General features: G+C 69.9%; 23 protein-coding genes and 1 tRNA gene. 10 read left to right on the top strand and 14 right to left on the bottom strand.

From position 1 onward, the window contains the following. Positions 1 to 281: 281 nt before the first annotated feature. From STRIP9103_RS34045 to STRIP9103_RS34020, 6 genes are all read right to left on the bottom strand, one after another. Positions 282 to 908, bottom strand: coding sequence for an aspartate/glutamate racemase family protein (locus tag STRIP9103_RS34045; protein ID WP_009328777.1), 627 nt, complete (start codon positions 906 to 908; stop codon positions 282 to 284). An 8-nt stretch (positions 909 to 916) separates the two neighbouring features. Beyond that, positions 917 to 1,279, bottom strand: a complete 363-nt coding sequence (locus tag STRIP9103_RS34040; RefSeq protein WP_009328754.1) for a GNAT family N-acetyltransferase — start codon at positions 1,277 to 1,279, stop codon at positions 917 to 919. Positions 1,280 to 1,377: 98 nt separating this feature from the next. Continuing rightward, entirely contained in the window at positions 1,378 to 1,797 is a 420-nt protein-coding gene (panD, locus tag STRIP9103_RS34035) for an aspartate 1-decarboxylase (protein ID WP_009328775.1), read from the bottom strand. Positions 1,798 to 1,937: 140 nt separating this feature from the next. Beyond that, positions 1,938 to 3,146, bottom strand: coding sequence for a cytochrome P450 family protein (locus STRIP9103_RS34030; protein ID WP_048821483.1), 1,209 nt, complete (start codon positions 3,144 to 3,146; stop codon positions 1,938 to 1,940). Positions 3,147 to 3,196: 50 nt separating this feature from the next. Further along, positions 3,197 to 4,027, bottom strand: coding sequence for an LLM class F420-dependent oxidoreductase (locus STRIP9103_RS34025; protein ID WP_009328786.1), 831 nt, complete (start codon positions 4,025 to 4,027; stop codon positions 3,197 to 3,199). A 15-nt stretch (positions 4,028 to 4,042) separates the two neighbouring features. Beyond that, positions 4,043 to 4,351: an AMP-binding enzyme gene (locus STRIP9103_RS34020; RefSeq protein WP_009328772.1), complete on the bottom strand. Its 309-nt coding sequence runs from the start codon at positions 4,349 to 4,351 to the stop codon at positions 4,043 to 4,045. Positions 4,352 to 4,610: 259 nt separating this feature from the next. Between STRIP9103_RS34020 and STRIP9103_RS34015 the strand changes: the two genes are divergently transcribed. The 5 genes from STRIP9103_RS34015 to STRIP9103_RS33995 all read left to right on the top strand — a co-directional run bounded on the left by STRIP9103_RS34015 (position 4,611) and on the right by STRIP9103_RS33995 (position 7,709). Further along, positions 4,611 to 5,261 carry a nucleotidyltransferase family protein gene (locus tag STRIP9103_RS34015; RefSeq protein ID WP_009328790.1) on the top strand — a complete coding sequence of 217 codons (651 nt, stop codon included), beginning with the start codon at positions 4,611 to 4,613 and terminating at the stop codon, positions 5,259 to 5,261. Continuing rightward, on the top strand, positions 5,242 to 5,628 hold the full coding sequence (locus tag STRIP9103_RS53220; RefSeq protein WP_009328759.1) for a hypothetical protein: 387 nt from the start codon (positions 5,242 to 5,244) through the stop codon (positions 5,626 to 5,628). The genes STRIP9103_RS34015 and STRIP9103_RS53220 overlap by 20 nt, the downstream gene beginning before the upstream one ends. After that, positions 5,625 to 6,371: a metallophosphoesterase family protein gene (locus tag STRIP9103_RS34005; protein ID WP_009328783.1), complete on the top strand. Its 747-nt coding sequence runs from the start codon at positions 5,625 to 5,627 to the stop codon at positions 6,369 to 6,371. Before STRIP9103_RS53220 ends, STRIP9103_RS34005 begins: the two co-directional genes overlap by 4 nt. Before the next feature lie 139 nt (positions 6,372 to 6,510). Beyond that, complete coding sequence (locus STRIP9103_RS34000) at positions 6,511 to 6,936, top strand: hypothetical protein (RefSeq protein WP_063747346.1); 426 nt, start codon at positions 6,511 to 6,513, stop codon at positions 6,934 to 6,936. A gap of 86 nt (positions 6,937 to 7,022) precedes the next feature. Then, positions 7,023 to 7,709, top strand: a complete 687-nt coding sequence (locus STRIP9103_RS33995; protein ID WP_009328779.1) for a DUF6766 family protein — start codon at positions 7,023 to 7,025, stop codon at positions 7,707 to 7,709. 61 nt (positions 7,710 to 7,770) lie between these two features. Here STRIP9103_RS33995 and STRIP9103_RS33990 read toward each other — a convergent pair whose 3' ends face one another. Then, a complete protein-coding gene (locus tag STRIP9103_RS33990; RefSeq protein WP_009328766.1) occupies positions 7,771 to 9,663 on the bottom strand; it encodes an ABC transporter ATP-binding protein in 1,893 nt (630 codons plus the stop codon). Positions 9,664 to 9,839: 176 nt separating this feature from the next. Between STRIP9103_RS33990 and STRIP9103_RS33985 the strand changes: the two genes are divergently transcribed. The 3 genes from STRIP9103_RS33985 to STRIP9103_RS33975 all read left to right on the top strand — a co-directional run bounded on the left by STRIP9103_RS33985 (position 9,840) and on the right by STRIP9103_RS33975 (position 15,043). Beyond that, positions 9,840 to 10,844, top strand: coding sequence for a lysylphosphatidylglycerol synthase transmembrane domain-containing protein (locus STRIP9103_RS33985; RefSeq protein WP_009328768.1), 1,005 nt, complete (start codon positions 9,840 to 9,842; stop codon positions 10,842 to 10,844). A 570-nt stretch (positions 10,845 to 11,414) separates the two neighbouring features. Continuing rightward, positions 11,415 to 12,494 carry a mechanosensitive ion channel family protein gene (locus STRIP9103_RS33980; RefSeq protein ID WP_009328770.1) on the top strand — a complete coding sequence of 360 codons (1,080 nt, stop codon included), beginning with the start codon at positions 11,415 to 11,417 and terminating at the stop codon, positions 12,492 to 12,494. A 329-nt stretch (positions 12,495 to 12,823) separates the two neighbouring features. Continuing rightward, entirely contained in the window at positions 12,824 to 15,043 is a 2,220-nt protein-coding gene (locus tag STRIP9103_RS33975; protein WP_009328751.1) for an NADP-dependent isocitrate dehydrogenase, read from the top strand. 129 nt (positions 15,044 to 15,172) lie between these two features. Here the strand turns inward: STRIP9103_RS33975 and STRIP9103_RS33970 are convergent, their stop codons facing one another. After that, the gene (locus STRIP9103_RS33970) at positions 15,173 to 16,141 is read right to left on the bottom strand and encodes an alpha/beta hydrolase (protein ID WP_009328764.1); all 969 of its coding nucleotides are present in this window, start codon (positions 16,139 to 16,141) and stop codon (positions 15,173 to 15,175) included. Positions 16,142 to 16,450: 309 nt separating this feature from the next. On the opposite strand from STRIP9103_RS33970, the gene STRIP9103_RS33965 reads away from it, so the two are divergent. Further along, the gene (locus STRIP9103_RS33965; RefSeq protein ID WP_048821486.1) at positions 16,451 to 16,870 is read left to right on the top strand and encodes a MarR family winged helix-turn-helix transcriptional regulator; all 420 of its coding nucleotides are present in this window, start codon (positions 16,451 to 16,453) and stop codon (positions 16,868 to 16,870) included. Positions 16,871 to 16,905: 35 nt separating this feature from the next. Here STRIP9103_RS33965 and STRIP9103_RS33960 read toward each other — a convergent pair whose 3' ends face one another. Continuing rightward, a complete protein-coding gene (locus tag STRIP9103_RS33960) occupies positions 16,906 to 17,889 on the bottom strand; it encodes an aldo/keto reductase (RefSeq protein ID WP_009328773.1) in 984 nt (327 codons plus the stop codon). Positions 17,890 to 18,290: 401 nt separating this feature from the next. On the opposite strand from STRIP9103_RS33960, the gene STRIP9103_RS33955 reads away from it, so the two are divergent. After that, positions 18,291 to 18,797, top strand: a complete 507-nt coding sequence (locus tag STRIP9103_RS33955) for a hypothetical protein (protein WP_141582133.1) — start codon at positions 18,291 to 18,293, stop codon at positions 18,795 to 18,797. A 96-nt stretch (positions 18,798 to 18,893) separates the two neighbouring features. On the opposite strand, the gene STRIP9103_RS33950 is transcribed toward STRIP9103_RS33955, so the two are convergent. The 5 genes from STRIP9103_RS33950 to STRIP9103_RS33935 form a co-directional block, all read right to left on the bottom strand. Beyond that, positions 18,894 to 19,463 carry a TetR/AcrR family transcriptional regulator gene (locus tag STRIP9103_RS33950; protein WP_009328784.1) on the bottom strand — a complete coding sequence of 190 codons (570 nt, stop codon included), beginning with the start codon at positions 19,461 to 19,463 and terminating at the stop codon, positions 18,894 to 18,896. A 227-nt stretch (positions 19,464 to 19,690) separates the two neighbouring features. Next, a tRNA-Pro gene (locus tag STRIP9103_RS33945) sits at positions 19,691 to 19,764 on the bottom strand. A 42-nt stretch (positions 19,765 to 19,806) separates the two neighbouring features. Further along, positions 19,807 to 20,346, bottom strand: a complete 540-nt coding sequence (locus tag STRIP9103_RS33940) for a hypothetical protein (RefSeq protein WP_052315601.1) — start codon at positions 20,344 to 20,346, stop codon at positions 19,807 to 19,809. A gap of 237 nt (positions 20,347 to 20,583) precedes the next feature. Continuing rightward, positions 20,584 to 20,667, bottom strand: a complete 84-nt coding sequence (locus STRIP9103_RS52215) for a hypothetical protein (protein ID WP_258539612.1) — start codon at positions 20,665 to 20,667, stop codon at positions 20,584 to 20,586. A gap of 52 nt (positions 20,668 to 20,719) precedes the next feature. Then, positions 20,720 to 21,671, bottom strand: a 952-nt coding sequence (locus STRIP9103_RS33935) for a maleylacetate reductase (protein ID WP_009328752.1), incomplete at its 5' end; no start/stop codon positions are given.

Genomic DNA, 21,671 nt, shown 5'->3' with positions numbered 1-21,671 from the left:
CACGCCGGGCCGTTGTGCGTCTGTTCGGGCTCCTGTCACGAGAGCGGCTTCGGCGTCGGTTCTCCCGGCACCGGGTCCGGGCCCGGGGGCTTCGGGATGGGGTCCGGTTCCGGGACGGGGTTGGGGAGTGGAGATGGGAAGGGGTCAGGACGGTCGGGGCCCGGGCCGGGCGTGGGACCGGGCTTGACCGGGTCCGGGTCGGGGTGGGTCATGGCGTCCTCCAGCGGTGGCTACGTCGGCCATGGACTTGTCCCACGGGTACCCTGCCCCCGCACGGCCACTCACTCGGTCGGGCGTGCCGCGTGTGCTCCCGCCGCCAGGCCCGGACGGGGGCTGGACAGGACCGGTACCTCGGTCGTGGTGAAGTGCTGGGCGGGGGTCATGGACGCCTGGGCCAGGACGATCGCGTCGGCGTCGGTGATCTCGTCGGCGGCTGCGGCGACCGCGCGGGCGTAGCCCTCGGTGTCGCCGGACCGGAACAGGGCCCAGGCCTCGTCGAGGAGCAGGGTCCGGATCTCCACCGGGCCCGTGGCCTCGTCCTCGATGAGAGCGACGGTGGGGTCCAGGGTGCTGCGTACCGTGGCGAGCACGACGATCCGTGGACCGGCGGCCACGGCGGCGGCGGCCATCGGGCGGTCCACGCGGAGCACGGGCACACCGGGATCGGCGTCCTCGGCGACGCCGCCGATGGACGAGCAGGTGCACAGCACGGCGGTCGCGCCCTCGGCGACCGCCTGGTCGAGCAGTGCCCGTACGTCGTCGGCGACCGCCTTGGGGCCGTCGGTTCCGGCGCGGGTCAGCAGGTCCTCGGCGACGAAGTGCCGTAGCTCCAGACCCGGGTGGTCCTCGTCGCGGAGTGCTTCGAAGACCGGGATGTGCACGGGCGAGGTGTGCAGCAGGGCGAGCATCGGGTTCCTCAGAATCCCTCGGGGTGAGCGGTCAGCCAGTCCTTGGCCGCCCGCAGCAGCTCGGGTTCGACGGCCGGCGCCTCCTGCGGGTGCCGCTCGGCCCACTTCACGACGTACGGGCACAGCGGCGCGACGACCATGCCCTCGTGTGCGGCCATGCCGTACAACTCTCGTGCCAGCGACCCGGCGACGCCCTTCCCCTCGTGCGCGGGCTCCACGATCGTGTGGACGGGGACGAGTGCGCGCCGGGGGGATTCGAGGACGAAGTACTGGATGTGCCCCGCCAGCTCCCTTCCTTCCTCCCCCTCTGTGCCGGCAAAGGCCTCCAGGCGGCCGGCCGCCCGGTCGTCGCGGATGTCTACGTCGCTCATTGAGGCACTCCTCGTGTGCGGTCGGAGCGGTCCGGACGTCGGGCGGCTGCTCGAAGGCGGTTGCCGGAAGGCCGCCGGCTCGAAGGCCGCTCGGGGAGTCAGACCGTGACGGCCTGCGGGCTGCGCCGCTGCTCCGTGCCCGGGACGGGCTCGGACGGGTCGGCGCCCAGGGTCACGATCCGGTTGTCGCGGTCCACGTGCACGACCCTGGGCTCCAGGGTGCGGGCCTCGGCGTCGGAGACCTGAGCGTAGCTGATGATGATCACCAGGTCTCCGGGATGGACGAGATGGGCCGCGGCACCGTTGATCCCGACGACCCCCGAGCCACGCTCCCCCTCGATGACGTACGTCTCCAGGCGGGCGCCGTTGGTGATGTCGACGATGTGCACCAGCTCACCGGGCAGCAGATCGGCGGCGTCGAGCAGCTCGGCGTCGATGGTCACGGACCCGACGTAGTGCAGGTCGGCCTGGGTGACCGTGGCTCGGTGGATCTTGGACTTGAACATGGTGCGCAGCATGGGCCGGTGCTCCCGTGGTGAAAAGGTCGCGTCCCCGGGCGGGGTACGCGCCGACGCGGCACAGGGTACGGCAGCACCGGCGCCGCTGCCTATGCCGTCGCCTCGCCCGAGTCGGAGCTCCCACGGGGGTGGGTGTACGGTCATCGTGACTCCGCACGGACAGGCAGTGAACGCATCCCACGATGGAGCATGCTGGGCCGCCACATCAGCTCGCTCGGGTCGATCGCCAACCCCAGCGACGGGAAGCGGTCGAGCAGCCGACCGAAGGCGATCTCGCCCTCGGCCCGGGCCAGTGGCGCGCCCACACAGTGGTGGATGCCGTGGCCGAACGCGATGTGGCCGGCTTCCGAGCGGGTCACGTCGAGCCGGTCGGGGTCCGGGTCGCGGTTGGCCGAGAGCAGCCCGACGAAGACGAACTCGTCGGCGGGAATGGTCACGTCCCCGACGGGGATCGGTTCGACGGTGCGCCGGAAGTGGCTGATGTTGGCGGAACCCTCGAAGCGCAGGAACTCCTCGACGGCGTTGGGCAGGAGCGAGGGGTCGGCCAGCAGGACGGCGAGCTGGTCCGGGTTGCGCAGCAGGGAGAGCGTGCCGTTGCCGATGAGGTTGACCGTGGTGTCGAACCCGCCGACGAAGAGTACGACGACGAGGGACACGATCTCCTCGTGGCTCAGCCGGTCCTCGCCGTCGGCCGCGAGGATCAACCAGCTGATCAGGCGGTCGTCGGGGTCGGCGCGTCTGGCCTCGACGATGTCGCTCACCAGGACCAACAGCGCGTTCGAGGCCTTGTCCACGGTCTCCCTATCGGCGTCGAAGGTCAGGACGTCGGATATGGCGCGGAACTCGGCGCGGTGCTCCTCCGGTACGCCGAGCATCTCGGCGATGACCATGCTGACCAGGGGCGCGGCGTACTCGGTGATGACGTCGAACTCGATGCGGCCGGCCAACGAGTCGAGCAGCTCGTCCGCTATCTGCGCGATCCGGGGGCGCAGACGTTTCACCTGGCGCATGGTGAACGCCTTGCCGATCAGACCGCGCAGCCGTGTGTGGTCCGGCGGATCCATATTGATCATCGACTTCTGGATCGCGTGAGAGTAGTCCCGCTGCCGGCTCATGTCGGTCTGGTGGCGCTCGAACAGGTGCCCGGCGTCGGCCATGTTCTTGCTCAGCCGCGGGTCCGCGAGCAGGGCACGGCCCTTCTCGTAGTCGGTGACGAGCCAGGCCTTCAGTCCGGTGGGCATGACGGCCTGAAGCGCCGGGCCCTGCTCGCGCAGCCGGGCGTGGACGGAGTGTGGATCCTCGATGAAGTCGGGGCCGAGGACCACGGGTTCGGTGGTGGGGGGTCGCATCTGCCGGCGGCCTTTCGTCGGGTGGTGATTGTCTTCGCTGGTCGGTTCGTTCAGCGCAGGCGGTCGCCGAGGCGGAGGGCGATCCGGTCGATGGTTCTGGTCATCCGGGTGGTGTCGACGGGCCTCACCCAGAACAGGACACGGTCGACGCCGACGGCCTCGTAGGCGTCGACGTCGCGGAGTTCACCCCCGAAGAGGGTGACGGGGAGGGGCTCGTCGCTGCCCGGTCTGCGGGCGGTCTTCTTGAACTCGGCGATGTGGTCGAGGGCTCCGGGCCGGGCCATGGGGATCCATTCGTCGCCGTAGGCGAGGACGCGTTCGGTGACGCGGGGGCCGTTGCCGGCCACCAGGATCGGCGGATGGGGCCGCTGGACGGGCTTCGGCCAGGACGTGACGTGGTCGAAGTCGACGAAGTCGCCGTGGTGGGCGGCGATGTCGTGGGTCCAGATCTGCCGCATGGCCTCGACGCGCTCCCGCATGACCTGCCAGCGGTCGTCGGGGTTCGTGCCGTGGTTGCGCAACTCCTGCTTGATCCAGCCCGGTCCCACTCCCAGGTGCATCCGGCCACCGGAGAGGATGTCCACCGAGGCGACCTGCTTCGCGGTGATGATGGGGTCGCGTTCCGGGACCAACAGGATGGCGGTGCCGATGCGCAGGGTCGCGGTGGCCTGTGCGATGGCGCCCAGAGTGACGAAGGGGTCCATGCCGTTCTTGAACTCCGGCGCGAGGTTCGCGACGTCGTCCTGTTCGGGCGTGACGGCCGGGATGTGGGTGTGGTCGGGCATGAACAGGGACTCGAAGCCGCGGTCTTCGAGGAGGGTGCCGAGGTCACCGGGCGGAATGGCGTCCTGGGTGGGAAACATGACGAAGCCGAACTTCACGGCGGGGTGTCCTCCTCAGCCGGTGTGGGACGACGTGTACTCGGCCGCGAGCCGCTGCCGGCCGAGTTTTCCGCTGGACAGGACCGGCAGCTTCTCGACGACGGCGATCTCGCTGGGGTGCTTGTACGCGCCGAGGCGACCGGACAGATGGTCCAGCAGAGCCGCAGGGTCGATCCGGCGTCCGGGCTCCGGTTCGACCAGGGCGATCGCGCGTTCACCGGTGTCGGCGTCGGGCACGCCGAAGACGAGTGCGGCCGCGACGTCCGGGTGCGCGGCGATCGCCTGCTCGATCTCGAGGGGCGCCATCGGATAGCCCTCGACCATGATCAGCCGGGTCCTACGGCGGTGGCGATGGGATCGGGGCGTGCCGCGAAAGTCCCGTCGTCCGTCCGGCGGCGGGCGGGACTTTCGCCACATGTCCCCGGGCTGTGCCGAAGGCCTCCGGCACAGCCCGGCACGCGTGTGCCCGGCGGCGGAGCAGCCCGCCTGGCCATCGGCGAAAGCCGCACTATCGTGGAGGGATGGAGTTCCCGTTCGTGCTCCAGTGCTCTCGCGCACCCCTCACAACGGCCGGAGACGCGTCTTGAAGGCACGGAACGGCGGTGTCAGGTCGGCGAGTGATCTCGCCGACCCGATTGACGACGGGCTCCCGCCGGATCGGACGCAGGCCATTCTCGAAGCGGCAAAAGAGGTCGCCTCGCTGCTCAAGGCCGCCGGGCACCCCTTCGCGCTGGCGGGCGGCGTCGCCGTCTACGCCCATGGCGGCCCGGCGACTCTCCAGCACGATGTCGACTTCTGTGTGCTGCCGGAAGGAATCGAAGCCGTCACGGCCACGCTGGAGGATTCCGGGCTCGAAGTGGTCGAGCCCCCGGAGGACTGGCTGCTGAAGACCAGCAGCCACGGCCAGGACGTCGACCTGATCTTCCGGTCGGCCCGGGCGCCGGTCAGCCAGGAGCTCCTGGACCGGGCCGAGATGATGTCGGTCGAGTCCGTGTGGATGCCCGTGCTGGCGGCGACGGATCTGCTCGTCGGACGCCTCCTGGCGTTCTCCGAGCACTACTGCGACTTCGGTGCCGTACTGCCGATCGCCCGCACCCTGCGGGAGAAGATCGACTGGAGCGGGGTACGGCGCGAGTGCGGCGCCGAACCGATGCCCGCGGCCTTCCTGTACCTGCTGGAGCGCCTCAATGTGATCGAGCCGGAGGAGACCGGCGATGGAGACACCACGACATGACCCCGTCCCCGGGACCGGGGGCGGGACCGGGGTCGAGGCCGGTGAAGGCCCGGAGGTCGGCACCGCGGTGGGCCCGGAGACCGCGACCGCCACGAGTCCAGCGGTCGGCGGCGCCCACCTTGGCCTGAACCGCGAGTACCGCATGGCCCATCTGGGCGAGCGGCTCGCGCACGGTGATCTGGCCGAGCTGGGTATGCGGATCGAGGCGCGCGGCGACACCGTGCACATCACCGGCACCGCGTCCACCGCCGCCGACCGTGACGCCATCCTGCGCGCCGCGGCGGAGGAGCTGCCGGGCGTGGCCGTCCGCGCCGACATCGCGCTGGCCGACGTCAGCGTGCCGGATCACACCGAGGAGCTGCCGTGATCAGGGTCGCGGCCGTCGGGGACATCCATCTGGGGCCGGACAGCGGCGGGCTGCTCCGGCCGGCGTTCGAGACCTTGCCCGAGCATGCGGACCTCCTGCTGCTCGCCGGGGATCTCACCCGCCACGGCACACCGGAGGAGGCGCGGGTGGTCGCCGACGAGGTGGCGGGGCTGCCGGTGCCGGTCATCGCCGTGCTCGGCAACCACGACCATCACGCCGAGCGGCCCGAGGACGTGGCGGCCGTGCTGCGGGAGGCGGGGGTGACCGTGCTGGAGGGCGAGGGAACCATGGTCGAGGTCGACGGGGTCAAGGTCGGGGTCGCCGGAACGAAGGGATTCGGCGGCGGCTTCGCCGGGCGCAGCGGCAGCGAGTTCGGGGAACCCGAGATGAAGGCCTTCGTCCGCCACACCCGAGGGCTCGCGGACGGCCTGCGCGGCGCCCTCGACGAGTTGGCCGAGCACGGCTGCGCGGTCCGTATCGCACTCACGCACTTCTCCCCCGTACCGGACACGCTCGTCGGTGAGCCGCTGGAGATCTATCCCTTCCTCGGCAGTTATCTGCTGGCCGAGGCGATGGACGAGTCGGGCGCCGACCTGGCCGTCCACGGCCACGCCCACCTGGGCACCGAGCACGGCATCACCAGCGGCGGTGTACGGGTGCGCAATGTCGCCCAGCCGGTCATCCGCCGCGCCTTCGCGGTCTATCAGCTGCCGGTGAACGGCGTCCACGGCTCGGACGCCTAGGGTTCCCGGGGCCGGTCGGCCCCGGTTGGCCCGGTCGGGGGACGGGGGTGCGTGCCCGTAGCGCGGCGCGCGGGGCGGACCGGGGAGGGGGAGTACGGTCCGTCGACACATCCGTGGACAGCCGGACGGGAGGCCTGCGATGCCCTGGCGATGGCGGTGGGGAGCGGCGGTGGCGGCGGGGGCCGCGCTCGTGCTGACGGTCGGCTGCGGGGTGGTCGAGGGGCGGCGCACGGCGGCCAGGGACGCGGCTCTCGACTTCGAGCGGGCCCTCGGCGCCCGGGACGGGGCCGCCGTGTGCGCGGTACTGGCACCGGGCGTCCGCGAGGAGGTCGAGCAGTCCTCCCGGACGACCTGCGCGAAAGGGGTCCTGACGGAGGAGGTCCCGGCCGCCGCACCGGTGCGCGGCGGCATCGAGGGCGTCGACGTCAGCGGACGGCAGGCCCGGGTCGTGTTCCCGGCGGACACCTTGTTCCTGTCGCAGTTCTCCGATGGCTGGAAGGTCACCGCCGCCGGGTGCACCCCGCGCCCGGAGCGGCCCTACCAGTGCCTGCTGAAGGGCGGGTGAGGGCTGATGCGTGTGCTGTTCGCTCTGTGCCTGCTGGTGATCGCGGGTGGTCTGGCCTACTGCATCACGTTGGGGGTGCTGCACCGATGAGCCGGTCCCTTCGGCGATTCCTGCGGGACAACGGCCTCGGACTCGCCTTCCTCGCGCTGTTCGTCCTCGCCGTGATCGGACAGGCGTTCGCCGGTCACGCCGACTTCAACAATCAACTCGCGGCGGACGACCTCCAGCAGATCACCATCGGCGACTACGTGACCTCCTCGGACTTCGCCGTCGACGTCACGGAGAACTGGCAGTCCGAGTACCTGCAGTTCTTCCTCTACATCTTTCTGACGGTGTGGCTGGTGCAGCGCGGTTCACCGGAGTCGAAGAGCCTGCACAAGATCGGTGTCGAGTCCGACAAGGAGCAGCGCGTCGGACCGCACGCGAACGCGGACTCCCCCCGCTGGGCGGCGGCCGGCGGTCTCCGCCTCAAGCTGTACGCCAGTTCGCTGGGCTATGTCATGGGGGCGGTGTTCGTGCTGTCCTGGCTGGCCCAGTCGATCGCCGGTGTGGCGGCGTACAACGAGGATCAGCTGAGGCAGCTTCAGGCGCCGATGAGCTGGCCCGAGTACATCGTGTCGGCCGACTTCTGGAGCCGTACGCTGCAGAACTGGCAGTCGGAGTTCCTGGCCATCGCCTCCATGGCCATCCTGTCGATCTATCTGCGTCAGCGCGGTTCCCCGGAGTCCAAGCCGGTCGGCGCCGCCCACACGGCGACGGGCGTCGAGGGCTGAACTCCGGAGAACCGCGAGCCTTCTCCTGCCCGCGAGCCATCTCCTACCCGCGAGCCCCTTTCTACGCTGCGGCGACCGGGACCTCGGCCTCCGCCGCCTCCGTCTTCCGGAACTGCGTCCGGTACAGCTCCGCGTATCGCCCGCCCACCGCCAACAGCTCGTCGTGCGTGCCGCGTTCCACGATGCGGCCGGCTTCGACGACGAGGATCTGGTCGGCGGCCCGTACGGTCGACAGGCGGTGGGCGATGACGACGGCGGTGCGGCCCTCCAGGGCCTCGGTGAGGGCCTCCTGGACGGCGGCCTCGGAGGTGTTGTCGAGGTGGGCGGTGGCCTCGTCGAGGATGACGACGCGTTGGCGGGCCAGGAGGAGCCGGGCGATGGTCATCCGCTGGCGTTCGCCGCCGGAGAGCCGGTAGCCGCGTTCGCCGACGACGGTGTCGAGGCCGTCGGGCAGGGACCGTACGAGGTCGTCGAGGCGGGCCCGGCGCAGGACGTCCCACAGGTCGTCCTCCGTGGCGTCGGGGCGGGCGAGGAGCAGGTTGGCGCGGACGGTGTCGTGGAAGAGGTGTCCGTCCTGGGTGACCATGCCGAGGGTGCCGCGCAGCGACTCGGCGCTCAGGTCGCGTACGTCGACGCCGCCTATACGGACGCTGCCCGCGTCGGTGTCGTAGAGCCGGGGCAGGAGCTGGGCGACGGTGGACTTCCCCGCGCCGGAGGAGCCGACGAGGGCCACGGTCTGGCCGGGTTCGGCGCGGAAGGAGATGCCGTGCAGGACCTCGGTGCCGCCGCGGGTGTCGAGGGCGGCCACCTCCTCCAGGGAGGCGAGGGAGACCTTGTCGGCGGACGGGTAGCCGAAGCGGACGTCGTCGAACTCCACGGCCACCGGGCCGTCGGGCACCTCGCGGGCGTCCGGTTTCTCCTCGATCAGTGGTTTCAGGTCCAGCACCTCGAAGACGCGTTCGAAGCTCACCAGGGCGCTCATGATCTCGACGCGCGCCCCGGCGAGCGCGGTCAGCGGCGCGTACAGCCGGGTCAGCAGCAGAGCCAGGGACACGATCGCGCCCGCCTCCAGGGTGCCGCGCAGCGCGAACCAGCCGCCGAGGCCGTAGACCAGGGCGAGCGCGAGGGCCGAGACCAGGGTGAGCGCGGTGATGAACGCCGACTGCGCCATCGCCGTCCGCACCCCGATGTCCCGCACCCGGCGGGCGCGTTCGGCGAACTCCGCGGACTCGTCCTCCGGTCGCCCGAAGAGCTTCACCAGTGTGGCTCCGGGGGCCGAGAACCGCTCGGTCATCCGTGTGCCCATGGCCGCGTTGAGGTTGGCCGCCTCCCGCTGGAGCCGGGCCATACGGGCGCCCATCCGCCGGGCGGGGACGACGAAGACGGGCAGCAGGACGAGCGAGAGCAGGGTGATCTGCCAGGACAGGGTGAGCATCACGGCGAGGGTGAGCAGCAGGGTCACCAGATTGCTCACCACTCCGGACAGGGTGTTGCTGAACGCCCGTTGCGCGCCGATGACGTCGTTGTTGAGACGACTGACGAGCGCTCCCGTACGAGTACGTGTGAAGAACGCGACCGGCATGCGCTGCACATGATCGAAGACGGCGGTTCGCAGATCGAGGATGAGTCCCTCGCCGAGGGTCGCCGACAGCCGTCGGCCCAGCAGCCCGAGCGCCGCCTCGGCGATGGCGATGAGGGCGATGAGCACGGCAAGTCGGACGACGAGTGCTTCGTCCCCGCCCGACACGATCACATCTACGACGTGCCCCGCGAGCACGGGCGTCGCCACGGCGAGCAGCGCGGTCACGACACCGATCATGACGAACCACGCGATACGGCGGCGATGTGGACGGGCGAAGGCGCCGATCCGGCGCAGTGTCGTCCGGGCGAAGGGACGGCTTGACCGCTGGGCGTTCATCATGCCCTGCAGTTGGGTCCAGGCGGTGGTCTCCATACTCATGCGGATGACGCTAGGACCTCAAGCTTTCTTGAGGTCAAGTTCTTGAGGTCAAGCCGACTGATCTGCCCGCGGCCGACACGAACACCCGCACGGACTCGCGAGCCGTCGGTCACCGCCCGTCCGCACGCCCGCAACCCCCCGTTGGTCCGGCGCGGAGAACCTCTCCCGGTGTGACAGCGATACCACTCCCCCAGGAGCATGAGCAGGCCCAGGAACAGCGGCGACGCCGAGGCGTACCGGTCCGGCAGATCCTTTGTCTCCTGCCGCTCGTCCTGGTGGCGATCGTCGCCGTGCGCCACCGCTCGGTCCTCGTCGAAGGCTTCGCGCACCTGGCCACCGCCCAGTGGCCCTGGCTGGTGGCGGCGGTCTGCGCGACCTGTCTGACCTGGGTCGCGGCGGCCGTGACCCGGCAGGGCGCGCTCGTCGAGCGGCTGCCCGCGCTGCGACTGCTGGCCACTCAGTTCGCGGCGGGCGCGGCGAACCATCTGCTGCCCACCGGTCTGGGCGCGAGCGCGGTGAACCTCCGCTTCATGACGGTGTGCGGGGTGTCGCTGGCCCGCTCGTCGGCGGCCCTCGCGCTGTATCTGCTCGCGGAGTCGATCGCCCGGGTCGGCCTGCTGCTGGCCCTGCTGATCGCCTTCCCTCACGCGCTGCGGCTCGGCGCTCTCCTGCCCGACGGGGCCGAGGCGGCCGACGGGATGGCCACTCCCCTGCTGATCGGCGTCGCGGCCGTGGTGTGCGTCGCCGTGGTCGTCGTCCTGCTCGTACGACGGCTGCGTACGGCCGTGCTCGGTTTCGTGCGCACCGCGTTGAGCGAGGCCCGTTCGGTGCACACGCGGCCGACGCGCGTCCTGGCCCTCTGGGGCGGTTCGCTGGCGTTCCCGGTGCTCCAGGCGACCGGACTGGTGATGGTGGGGCTGGCGTTGGGCCTCGACATACCAGTGACGCACATGGCCCTCGCGTATCTCGCCGCCACGGTCGCGGTCGCCCTCATCCCGACCCCGGGCGGCCTCGGCTCGGTGGAGGCCGCGCTCGTGGTCGCCCTGGTGGCGGCCGGCGGCCCGGTGGCCGTGGCGACCGCGGTCGTCCTGGCGTACCGGATCATCACGGTCTGGCTGCCGCTGCTGCCGGGGGCGTTGACGCTGGGCGCGCTGGTACGGCTGAAGGTGATCTGAGGGGCCGGCACCTGCGGAAGCCGGTGGTGCGCGTGCTCGGTGACGTATGGGTGGTGGCGTAGCTCGGTGGCGTCCAGGCAGTGGCGCATGGGCAGTGGCGTCCGGCGGTGGCGCCTGCCCGGCGGCATACGAACAGCGGCATGACTCGGGTAACGCATGGACAGTGACGCCCAGGCCGTGACGCATGCCCGGCGGCATACGAACAGCGGCATGACTCGGGTGGCGCATGGACAGTGACGCCCAGGCCGTGGCGCACGCCCGGCGGCATACGGACAACGGCATGACTCGGGTGGCGTACGGGCAGTGGCGCCCAGGCCGTGGCGCGCGGATCCGGACATTCGGCCGGGCCCGACGTCCCGTCAATGGCCGATCCACGCAGGTCCGGTGCCGATCAGACGGGCGGATGCGGCAGGATGAGCGGTCGCGCCCGGCGTCGTACAGACGTCCGGGAAAGCGTGATCGTGCATTCCGGATTCGAGCAGGTGGCAAGGTGACGACACATCACATACGGCCCACGGACGCCGGCATACGGCCCGTCGGTCGCTCCCCGCGTCCCTCGGGAGGCGGCCGATGACCCGGGGCCTCACCCTCGACGACTGCCTCGTGGCCGGAATCATTCTGGTCGCGGGACTGGTGGCCGCGTTCCTTCTGCGCATCCTGCTGCGCTGGCTGGGCGGCCATGCGACGAAGACGCGCTGGGGCGGTGACGACATGATCGTCGACGCGCTGCGCGCGCTGGTGCCGTGGGGCGCGTTCGTCGGTGGCGCGGCCACCGCGGCGGCGGCGCTGCCGCTGACGAGGACGGTTCAGCACCATGTGAACCAGTCGCTGACGGTGCTGCTCATCCTCGTCGCCACGATCACGGCGGCCAGAGTGATCGCCGGTCTGGTGCGTACGGTGACCCAGTCCCGGGCCGGTGTGGCGGGCTCAGTGACGATCTTCGTGAACATCACCCGGGTCACGGTGCTCGCCATCGGTTGTCTGGTGATCCTGCAGACACTGGGCATTCCGATCGCCCCGCTGGTCACGGCCCTCGGTGTCGGTGGTCTCGCGGTGGCCCTGGCGCTTCAGGACACCCTCGCCAACCTGTTCGCGGGCATCCACATCCTCGCCTCGAAGACGGTCCAGCCGGGCGACTACATCCGGCTGAGCAGCGGCGAGGAGGGCTATGTCGTCGACATCAACTGGCGGCAGACGACGATCAAGTCGCTCTCCAACAACCTGGTGATCATCCCCAACGGTCAGCTCGCCGGCACGAACATGACCAACTTCAACCAGCCCGAGCAGGACATGACCCTGCTTGTGCAGGTGGGCGTCGGTTACGACAGTGATCTGGAGCATGTCGAGCGGGTGACCAACGAGGTGATCGCGGAGGTCATGAAGGACGTCGAGGGCGCCGTGCCCGATCATGAACCCGCCGTTCGCTTCCACACCTTCGGTGACTCCCGCATCGGGATGACGGTGATCCTGGGCGTCGGTGAGTTCTCCGACCAGTACCGCATCAAACACGAGTTCATCAAACGCCTGCACAAGCGCTACCGGGTCGAGGGCATCAACATCCCCGCGCCCCGACGCACGGTCACGCTCCAGCCGGGGGGTGGCGTGGAGATCCCCCACCAGCGGGACACCACCGTCGAGATGACGCCCTAGCCGATTCCACCCCCGCCGCACATCGATACAGCCCCGCGCCCCTGAGAGACACGGCCCTGCGGGCCCCTGAAAAGCGGGGCGCAGCCCCTGCTTTTCAGGGGCGCGGGGCTGTGTGGATGTGCGGTTCCGCCGCGTGGGCGCGAGCAACCACACACCACCCGCACCCGCCAAACAACCGCCTGGACCGAGCTCTCATGCGTGGCGGGGGCGAGTGACATCCAGCGACGCACCCGGCATCCCACCCCCATCCCCGGACCCCTGTCGAGTCGGCGCCGATCACGAGATATCTTGATGTCGAGCAATGTTGCAGACGTGGAGCGGAGCACCCGGTGACTGACTCGACCATCATCTACACGCACACTGACGAGGCGCCCGCCCTGGCGACCCATTCGTTCCTGCCGGTGATCAAGGCGTACGCCGCACCGGCCGGTGTCTCCGTCGAGACCCGTGACATCTCGCTGGCCGGGCGCATCATCGCCGTCTTCCCGGAGTACCTTCAGGAGGGCCAGCGCATCCCGGACGCCCTCTCCGAGCTGGGCGAGCTGGCCAAGACGCCCGCGGCGAACATCATCAAGCTGCCCAACATCTCGGCGTCGATCCCCCAGCTGAAGGCCGCCATCGCCGAGCTCCAGGGCCAGGGCTACGCGCTGCCGGACTACCCGGACGACCCGAAGACCGACGAGGAGCGCGAGATCCGCGCCCGTTACGACAAGATCAAGGGTTCCGCCGTGAACCCGGTCCTGCGTGAGGGCAACTCCGACCGCCGCGCCCCCGCCTCGGTGAAGAACTACGCCAAGACCCACCCGCACCGCATGGGCGCCTGGACCCCCGAGTCCAAGACGAACGTCGCCACCATGGGCGTGGATGACTTCCGCTCCACCGAGAAGTCCGTGGTGATCGCCGAGGACGGCGCCCTCCGCATCGAGCTCAAGGGTGACGACGGCTCCACCACGGTCCTGCGCGAGTCCGTACCCGTGCTGGCCGGCGAGGTCGTCGACGCCTCCGTGATGCGCGTCGCCGCGCTGCGCGAGTTCCTCACCGCGCAGGTCGCCAGGGCCAAGGCCGAGGGCGTGCTGTTCTCCGTGCACCTGAAGGCCACGATGATGAAGGTCTCCGACCCGATCGTCTTCGGTCACGTGGTGCGCGCCTTCTTCCCGAAGACGTTCGCCAAGTACGGAGAGGCCCTGGCCGCGGCCGGTCTCACCCCGAACGACGGCCTCGGTGGCATCTTCAAGGGCCTGGAGGGTCTGCCCGAGGGCGCCGAGATCAAGGCCTCCTTCGACGCCGAGCTCGCCGAGGGCCCGGAGCTCGCGATGGTCGACTCGGACAAGGGCATCACCAACCTGCACGTACCGTCCGACGTCATCGTCGACGCGTCCATGCCGGCCATGATCCGCACCTCCGGCCACATGTGGGGCCCGGACGGCCAGGAGGCCGACACCCTCGCGGTGCTGCCCGACTCCAGCTACGCCGGTGTCTACCAGGCCGTGATCGACGACTGCCGCGCGAACGGCGCCTACGACCCCGCCACCATGGGCTCGGTCCCGAACGTCGGCCTGATGGCGCAGAAGGCCGAGGAGTACGGCAGCCACGACAAGACCTTCGAGATCCCGGTCACGGGCACGGTCCGGCTCGTCGACCAGAACGGCGACGCCGTCATCGAGCAGACCGTCTCCGCCGGTGACATCTTCCGCGCCTGCCAGACCAAGGACGCCCCGATCAAGGACTGGGTGAAGCTGGCCGTCACCCGCGCCCGCGCCACCGGCGACCCGGCCGTGTTCTGGCTGGACGAGACCCGCGCCCACGACGCCAACCTGATCGCCAAGGTCAAGGCGTACCTGCCGGAGCACGACACCGAGGGCCTGGACATCCGTATCCTCGCCCCCGTCGAGGCCACCAAGCTGTCGGTGGAGCGCATCCGTCGCGGCGAGAACACCATCTCCGTCACCGGCAACGTGCTGCGTGACTACCTGACCGACCTGTTCCCGATCCTGGAGCTGGGCACCAGCGCCAAGATGCTGTCGGTCGTCCCGCTGATGGCGGGCGGCGGCCTCTTCGAGACGGGCGCCGGCGGCTCCGCCCCGAAGCACGTCCAGCAGCTGGTCAAGGAGAACTACCTGCGCTGGGACTCCCTGGGTGAGTTCTTCGCCCTGGTGCCGTCCCTGGAGCAGTACGCCCAGGTCACCGGCAACACCCGCGCCAAGGTCCTCGCCGACACCCTCGACCGCGCCACGGCGACCTTCCTCAACGAGGACAAGTCCCCGTCCCGTCGCCTCGGCGGCATCGACAACCGCGGCAGCCACTTCTACCTGTCCCTGTACTGGGCGCAGGAGCTGGCCCAGCAGACCGACGACGCCGAGCTGGCCAAGGCCTTCGCCCCGCTCGCCGAGACGCTCGCCGCGAACGAGCAGAAGATCGTCGACGAGCTGATCGCCGTCCAGGGCAAGCCGGCCGACATCGGCGGCTACTACCAGCCCGACCCGGCCAAGGCCGCCGCGGTCATGCGCCCGTCGGCCACCTGGAACGAGGCCCTGGCCAACTTCGCCTGACCCCGACACCCCGTGCGGATCCGCCAGTCCGCACACCACCGCCCCGCCCGGGATGCCTCCCGGGCGGGGCGGTGCCTTTTCTGTTCACCTCTGTCGGGCTCAGGCTCGGCCGCAGGAACGACTGGGCCGTCAGACCGTACCGAAGGCCGTGCGCAGGGTGGCGACCGCCTGGCTGATCGCGGCCTCGGCGGCGTGCGTCTCGCGCAGGGCGTTGAGCATCACGAAGTCGTGGATGATGCCCTGGTAGCGCACGGCGGTCACCGGAACGCCGGCCTCGCGCAGCTTGTTCGCGTACGCCTCGCCCTCGTCGCGCAGGACGTCGGCCTCGGCGGTGATGACGAGCGCCGGGGGCAGTCCCTTGAGCTGCTCGGTGGTGGCGCGCAGCGGTGAGGCGGTGATCTCGGCGCGCTCCTTCTCGCTGGTCGTGTACTGGTCCCAGAACCACTGCATGGCGTCGCGCCGCAGGAAGTAGCCCTCGGCGAACTGCCGGTAGGAGCCGTTGTCGAAGGCGGCGTCGGTGACCGGGTAGAAGAGCACCTGCTGGACCAGCGGGACATCCCCGCGCTCCTTGGCCATCAGGGTCAGCGCGGCGCTCATGTTGCCGCCGACGGAGTCCCCGGCCACGGCGATACGGGTCGCGTCCAGGTAGTGGTCGGCGCCCTCGGTGACGACCCAGCGTGCCACCGCGTAGTTCTGCTCGATGGCGACCGGGTAGCGGGCCTCGGGCGACAGGTCGTACTCGGGGAAGACGACCGCTGCCCGCGCCCCCACGGCCAGCTCGCGCACCAGCCGGTCATGGGTGTGGGCGTTGCCGAAGACCCAGCCGGCGCCGTGGATGTACACGATCACCGGAAGCACACCCTTGGCTCCGGCGGGCCGGACGATCCGGACCCTGACGTCCCCGGTGGGCCCGTCCGGCACGGTCACCCACTCCTCGTCCACGGCCGGCTTGCCGATGTCGCCCGACTGCACCTCGTCGACGGTCTTGCGTCCCTCCACGGGGCCGAGGTCGAACAGGTACGGCGGGTTCGCGGTCGCCTCCGCGAAGGCAGCGGCGGCGGGCTCCAGGACGGGACGGGGGCCGATGGTCTCGGACATGACGCTCTCCTCGGATGGGGTCGGTGCCGCGGGCGGCTTCGGTTGGCGTTTTCGCCAGGGCCGGCGGCACACCAAGAGAGTAGCGCGCCACTAAGTCGTGCACAACTTGTTCTCGTACGACTATGTAGTGATCGATAGAATTGGGAGAGCTGAAAGGTAGGGTTGGAGATCGTCGTGGAGAACGACACGGGACCGAGGAGCGACACCGTGAACACAGTCGGCGACGCCGTGAACACGGCCGGGGCCGTACCGACACAGCAGGCGCCGGGCGCGGCGGCACCGGAATCGACGAGTGCGCCGGGGCACAGCCTGCTCCTGGACGACCAGCTCTGCTTCGCCCTGTACGCCGCCTCGCGCGCGGTCACGGCCCGGTACCGGCCGCTGCTGGAGGAACTGGGGCTGACGTACCCGCAGTACCTGGTGATGCTCGTCCTCTGGGAGCAGGACTCGATCTCCGTACGCGATCTGGGGGCAGCGCTCCAGCTGGAGTCCAGCACCCTCTCACCGTTGCTGAAGCGCCTGGAGGCCGGCGGCCTGCTCCGCCGCGAACGCCGTACGGACGACGAACGCTCCATCGCCATCCGCCTCACCGAGGCGGGTGCGCGGCTCAAGGAGCGGGCCCGTTCCGTGCCGCTGGACATCGGCGAGGCCATGGGACTGACGCCTGATCAGCACACCACGACCAAGCACCTGTTGCGCCTGCTCACCGCGAACGTCAGCCAGGGCTGACACCACCCGGCGCGGCCACGCCGGGTGGCTCCCGCTCAGTGCGCGGCGTCCAGCCTGCCCCGCTGCTCCTCCGTCAACTCCAGCTCCACCGCGGCGAGGTTCTCCTCCAGCTGCGCCACCGACGACACCCCCGCCAGGGGGATGATCGGGAACCGGCCACTCAACTGCCAGGCGAGCACGACCTGGTTGACGGTGGCCCCGGTCTCCCGCGCGACCTCCCGCAGCACCCTCATACGGGCGGGGGTGCCCGGGTGGTCGTAGTCCGGCGGCAACTCGTCCGGGCGCACATAGCCGCCCTTGAGCAGCGGCGAGTAGGCGACGAGGGTGAGACCGGGCTCGGCCTCCAGGTAGCTCAGCAGTTCGCCGGTGGCGGCACCGAGGGTGCCGTCGGCCCAGAGGTCGCTGGGGACGTCCGTGCGGGGGCGCAGATGGCTGTGGTGGTACTGCAGCACCTCGTACCCGGGCAGTCCCGCCGCGGCGGCGATGGCGCGGGCCCGCTCGACCCGCCACACGGCGTGATTGCTCACGCCGAGCAGCCCGACCGTGCCCTCCGCCACCAGCTCCGCGAACCCCTCGACGGTCTCCCGCGCGGACACGGTCCGGTCCTCGATGTGCGCGTACAACAGGTCCAGCCGCTCCACCCCGAGCCGCTCCCGACTCCGCTCGGCGGACTCCCGGATCACCTTCGCGGACAGCCCCTCGGGGTTGTCGACATAATTGCTACCGGGCGAGAGCGGCCGAGCCCCCAACTTGGTCGCGATGACCACCTCGTCCCCGATCCCCCGACTACGCCGCCACCGCCCCAGCAGCTCCTCGCTCTGCCCGCCCTGACCCCCGTCGGCCCAGAACGCGTAGTTGTCCGAAGTGTCGACGAAGTTCCCCCCGGCCTCGACATACCGATCAAGCACAGCGAAGGCCGTCTCCTCCTCCGTCCGCGACCCGAAGTGCATGGCCCCGAGCGCCAGCACACTCACATCGCGCCGGGTCTTGGGATCACAGCCGATGGTGCGGTACTTCATGCCACTTCCTCCCGTTCCGCCCGCATCTCGGGCTCGACAGGGAGTCTTCAACTTGAAGTGCACGCGAAGTCAAGGGAGTTCACGCGGAACAGTCAGCGGGGGAAGCCCTCGTGCCTGCCGGCGGGTGAGCGTGGAGGTTTGCGTGCCGGCACTCGCACACCGTGCCCGATGGCATGTCCCGCGTTGATTCCGTACGCGAAGTCTCGCAGGAGATTCCATACGAGTTGAAGCAACATCCTCATTCGGGGATCTCCAAGCGGTCCGACTGCTGAGCAGGGCGTGGAGAACCTTCATTGTATACCCACCTGTATGGCTATAGCTCATCGCCGACTACGACGACCAGTTCCTCGGCGAGGGTGATCTCCTTGCGGTCGAACTCGGCCGGCGAGAGGTCGGCGACCTTGGAATCGGTACTGGCGGAGCAATGCGGATGTCTACCACTGGCATTGGTCCCGGCCGCCGAGCGGATCGTGAGCCATCAACACCACAGCGCCGACGCCCTTGCCACCGAACTCAAACCCCAGCAGGCCCGGCTGAACCTCGCCGAGGGTGACGTTGTCCTCCGTGACGCGTTCGAGACCTCGTACAAGGCGCTCGACGAGCAGAGTGCTCGCGTCTTCCGGGTGCTCGGCCTGCTCCCGGGCCATCTGATCGACGTGGCCGGCACGGCGGCGATCGCGGGTGTCCCTCCGGAGGAGGCCTCAATGTCGCTGCGCAATCTGGCTGCCGCGCACCTGATTCAGCGTCATGACGAGCGCCACTATCGCACGCATGACCTGCTGCGGGCGTATGCAGCCGATCTGGCAGGGCAGTTGGACGGCAAGCCCGAGCGCGCGAAGGCGAACGGCCGTGCGGCCGACCCGATGCCCGCGCTGAATTCCCTCGCCGCTGCCTCTCTCGTCGCGTAGAACCTCGCTGGTGGTCAGGGCCGGGATGCCGGTCCCGACAGCCGACGTGTACCCGGGATCATCACCCGCGTGTCATGTGGCTGGGTCCGGAGTGGGTCACTCGGAGAGTGACCTCTCGACGAGGATTCTTGCCATGAGCTCAGCACGATCGACGGCCTGATCCAGGGACCGCATGGAATCGGCGACGCAGGCCCCCTCGTGCAGGATCAGAACCTGGGCGGCCAGTCCGGCGGGATCCTCGGCCCCGGCTTCCGTGGCGAGTCCTTCCAGGTAGGCGAGCAGCCAGGCCTTCTGGTCACTGGCGACTTCCCGGCCCGGATGGCCTTCGGGGAGTTCCACCGACGCGTTGATGAAGGCGCAGCCCCGCGTGTTCCGCTCGCGCATCCAGTCGCGCAGGGCGTCGAAGGTGGCCAGGATTTTCTCTGCGGGGGGACCGTCGTGATCGTTGACGTACTTCACCAGCGTGGAACGCCACAGGCCATCACGAGCGCGCAGATAGGCGACGATGAGGTCCTCTTTCGAACCGAAGCGGTCGTAGAGGGTCTTCTTGGTGACGCCTGCTTCCTCCGCGATCGCCTCCACGCCGACGGCGCGAATCCCCTGCTCGTAGAAGAGCCGCGAGGCTGTCTGGAGGACCTTCACGCCGGCCGGCGTGAGGTGCTGCATACCGCGTCGCTTATTGCCTCGACCGACGGTCTCGCTGTTGGCAGTCACATTTCGACGTTACACCCATCGGTATGGCTACAACAGCCGCTGCGCAGGTGTGAACGCCCGATGACGAGCCTGGAATGAGCCCGTCGCAGACCAGCATCCCTCACCATGCTGCGGGCACCACGTGAGAAGAGGCCGTATCGGCATGCTCCGATACGGCCTCTGACCTGCTACTTCACAAGTCGGGACGACAGGATTTGAACCTGCGACCCCTTGACCCCCAGTCAAGTGCGCTACCAAGCTGCGCCACGTCCCGGTGCGCTGTCCACGGCGATCCGTGGGAACGCGCGGGTTAAGCCTAACCTACGCGCCACACACCGTATGCGGCGAGCAGCGGGCGCAGATGGGTCCCAGTCGGCCCGCTCCGGACGACTTCGAGGGAGTCGGACTGCTCGACGACCTTGAGCGAGTCGGAGCGCTCCATGGTCCCGTCCGCCTCCACGACCACGAGGTCCACGGGCGCGAGCCCCAACGCCTTGGTGTACACGGGGCCACCGAGCACACCGGACATGACCTCCTCGAACATCCGGACGCGGGTCTCCCTGGCCGGCGCGTCGAGCCAACGATCGAAGGCGCCGATGAGCCGATCCCCGTACGGCGTCGGCTCGTTGTGCGGTGTGCCGACCGGGGCTCTTGTTGGCGGGACGCGGCGGTGTTCCAGGCCCGGCGGCGGATGCTCCCAAGTGCCGTGCGGCAGAAGGAAGTCGACGCGGGGAGGAGCGAAGTCCAGCAGCGCCTCGTATGTCTCGACGGGATCGTTCGCGAATCTTCGATGCCGGTCGTGCGCGGTCGGTGATCCGTCCAGGCCGACGGACACTCCGACCCGGTGACGGTGCATCACCGTGAGGAAGTCCTCGTCGAGAAGGGTGCCGTTCGACCGCAGTGAGCAACGCGGCTCGATCTCCGGGGGAGGCGCCCGGCAGGGCCATCACTCCGGGACGTCTGCGTCAACTCTGGTCGGCGGCGAAATACACATAGCAGCAGTCACAGGACAGATTGCATAAGCTGTGTATTTTCAGCAGGAACTGCCGAAAGGGAACCACGGGTAGGTCCCCCGCCCCGGCCTCCGTCGTCATCACAGCGCACTTTCGAAGACGACGTCGGTCGCCCTCGACGAGCCGTCTCGCTCCTGGAGGTGGCGACGCACGGCATGCCCCAGTGCCGTGTCCCGCCCGGATACATACCCTGTCGGAATGCGGCGATATCAGGGGTCACGACGGCTCTGTCGGTCGGCTTCCCTCGTACGCCGCCCTCAGTACGCCCAGTACGCCCGACACGCCGATCTCCCTCGGGTTGGAGTAGGCCTGGCCGGTGGCCTGGGCCGCCGCTGTGGGCAGGTCGGTCTCCTTCAGGCCGAGTTCGGCCAGGGTGCGGGGGGCGCCCAGCCGGCCGGCGAGGGACCAGAGGGCATGCGGGGCGTCGTCGGTGTGGAGGGCTCGGGCGAGCGCTGCCAGGGCCTCGGGGGCGGCCGGCGCGTTGTAGGCCAGGGCGTACGGGAGAACGACCGTGTGGGTCTCGGCGTGCGGGAGGCCGAAGGTGCCGCCGAGGACGTGGCACAGCTTGTGGTGCAGGCCCATGGTGGTGGCGCCGAGTGTGGCACCGCAGAGCCAGGCGCCGTAGAGGGCACGGCCGCGGGCGTCGAGGTTCTCGGGGTCGGTCGCCAGTTCGGGCAGGGCGCCCGTCATCGCCCGTACGCCCTCCTCCGCCATCAGCGACACCAGCGGTGTGGCGTCCGGCGCGTACAGGGCCTCGGCCGCGTGGGCGACGGCGTTGATGCCGCTGGTGACGGAGAGGCCCACGGGGAGGGAGAGGGTGAGTTCGGGGTCGTAGACGACGCTGCGCGGGAGGACCGACGGGTCGCGTCCGGTGCGTTTGACGCCGTGTTCGGTGAGGCCCCAGACGGGGGTCATCTCGGAACCCGAGTACGTCGACGGCACGGCGATCAGCGGTAGGCCGGTGCGCAGGGCGACCGCCTTGCCCAGGCCGATCGATGAGCCGCCGCCGACCGCCACACAGCCGTCGGCGCCCGCCGCCCGTGCCACGTCGACGGCCCGGTCGGCGACCTCCACGGGTACATGCATACGGGCCTCGGCGTGCAGTCCGGCGCACGCGTCGCCGAGGGAGCGCGCGACTGCCTGCGCGGTGTCCGCGCCGCGCGCCCCG

It is taken from the genome of Streptomyces ipomoeae 91-03, assembly GCF_000317595.1.
GTDB lineage: Bacteria > Actinomycetota > Actinomycetes > Streptomycetales > Streptomycetaceae > Streptomyces > Streptomyces ipomoeae.
Note: the sequence above shows the minus strand (reverse complement) of the source record. Positions and strands in the feature narration are given on the sequence as shown.

What these genes read in the sequence shown, in the direction of transcription:
- STRIP9103_RS34045 (WP_009328777.1), bottom strand. Translation starts at nt 908, where the DNA reads ATGCTCGCCCTGCTGCACACCTCGCCCGTGCACATCCCGGTCTTCGAA.
- STRIP9103_RS34040 (WP_009328754.1), bottom strand. Translation starts at nt 1,279, where the DNA reads ATGAGCGACGTAGACATCCGCGACGACCGGGCGGCCGGCCGCCTGGAG.
- panD (WP_009328775.1), bottom strand. Translation starts at nt 1,797, where the DNA reads ATGCTGCGCACCATGTTCAAGTCCAAGATCCACCGAGCCACGGTCACC.
- STRIP9103_RS34030 (WP_048821483.1), bottom strand. Translation starts at nt 3,146, where the DNA reads ATGCGACCCCCCACCACCGAACCCGTGGTCCTCGGCCCCGACTTCATC.
- STRIP9103_RS34020 (WP_009328772.1), bottom strand. Translation starts at nt 4,351, where the DNA reads ATGGTCGAGGGCTATCCGATGGCGCCCCTCGAGATCGAGCAGGCGATC.
- STRIP9103_RS53220 (WP_009328759.1), top strand. Translation starts at nt 5,242, where the DNA reads ATGGAGACACCACGACATGACCCCGTCCCCGGGACCGGGGGCGGGACC.
- STRIP9103_RS34000 (WP_063747346.1), top strand. Translation starts at nt 6,511, where the DNA reads ATGCCCTGGCGATGGCGGTGGGGAGCGGCGGTGGCGGCGGGGGCCGCG.
- STRIP9103_RS33995 (WP_009328779.1), top strand. Translation starts at nt 7,023, where the DNA reads ATGAGCCGGTCCCTTCGGCGATTCCTGCGGGACAACGGCCTCGGACTC.
- STRIP9103_RS33990 (WP_009328766.1), bottom strand. Translation starts at nt 9,663, where the DNA reads ATGGAGACCACCGCCTGGACCCAACTGCAGGGCATGATGAACGCCCAG.
- STRIP9103_RS33980 (WP_009328770.1), top strand. Translation starts at nt 11,415, where the DNA reads ATGACCCGGGGCCTCACCCTCGACGACTGCCTCGTGGCCGGAATCATT.
- STRIP9103_RS33970 (WP_009328764.1), bottom strand. Translation starts at nt 16,141, where the DNA reads ATGTCCGAGACCATCGGCCCCCGTCCCGTCCTGGAGCCCGCCGCCGCT.
- STRIP9103_RS33960 (WP_009328773.1), bottom strand. Translation starts at nt 17,889, where the DNA reads ATGAAGTACCGCACCATCGGCTGTGATCCCAAGACCCGGCGCGATGTG.
- STRIP9103_RS33950 (WP_009328784.1), bottom strand. Translation starts at nt 19,463, where the DNA reads ATGCAGCACCTCACGCCGGCCGGCGTGAAGGTCCTCCAGACAGCCTCG.
- STRIP9103_RS33940 (WP_052315601.1), bottom strand. Translation starts at nt 20,346, where the DNA reads ATGCACCGTCACCGGGTCGGAGTGTCCGTCGGCCTGGACGGATCACCG.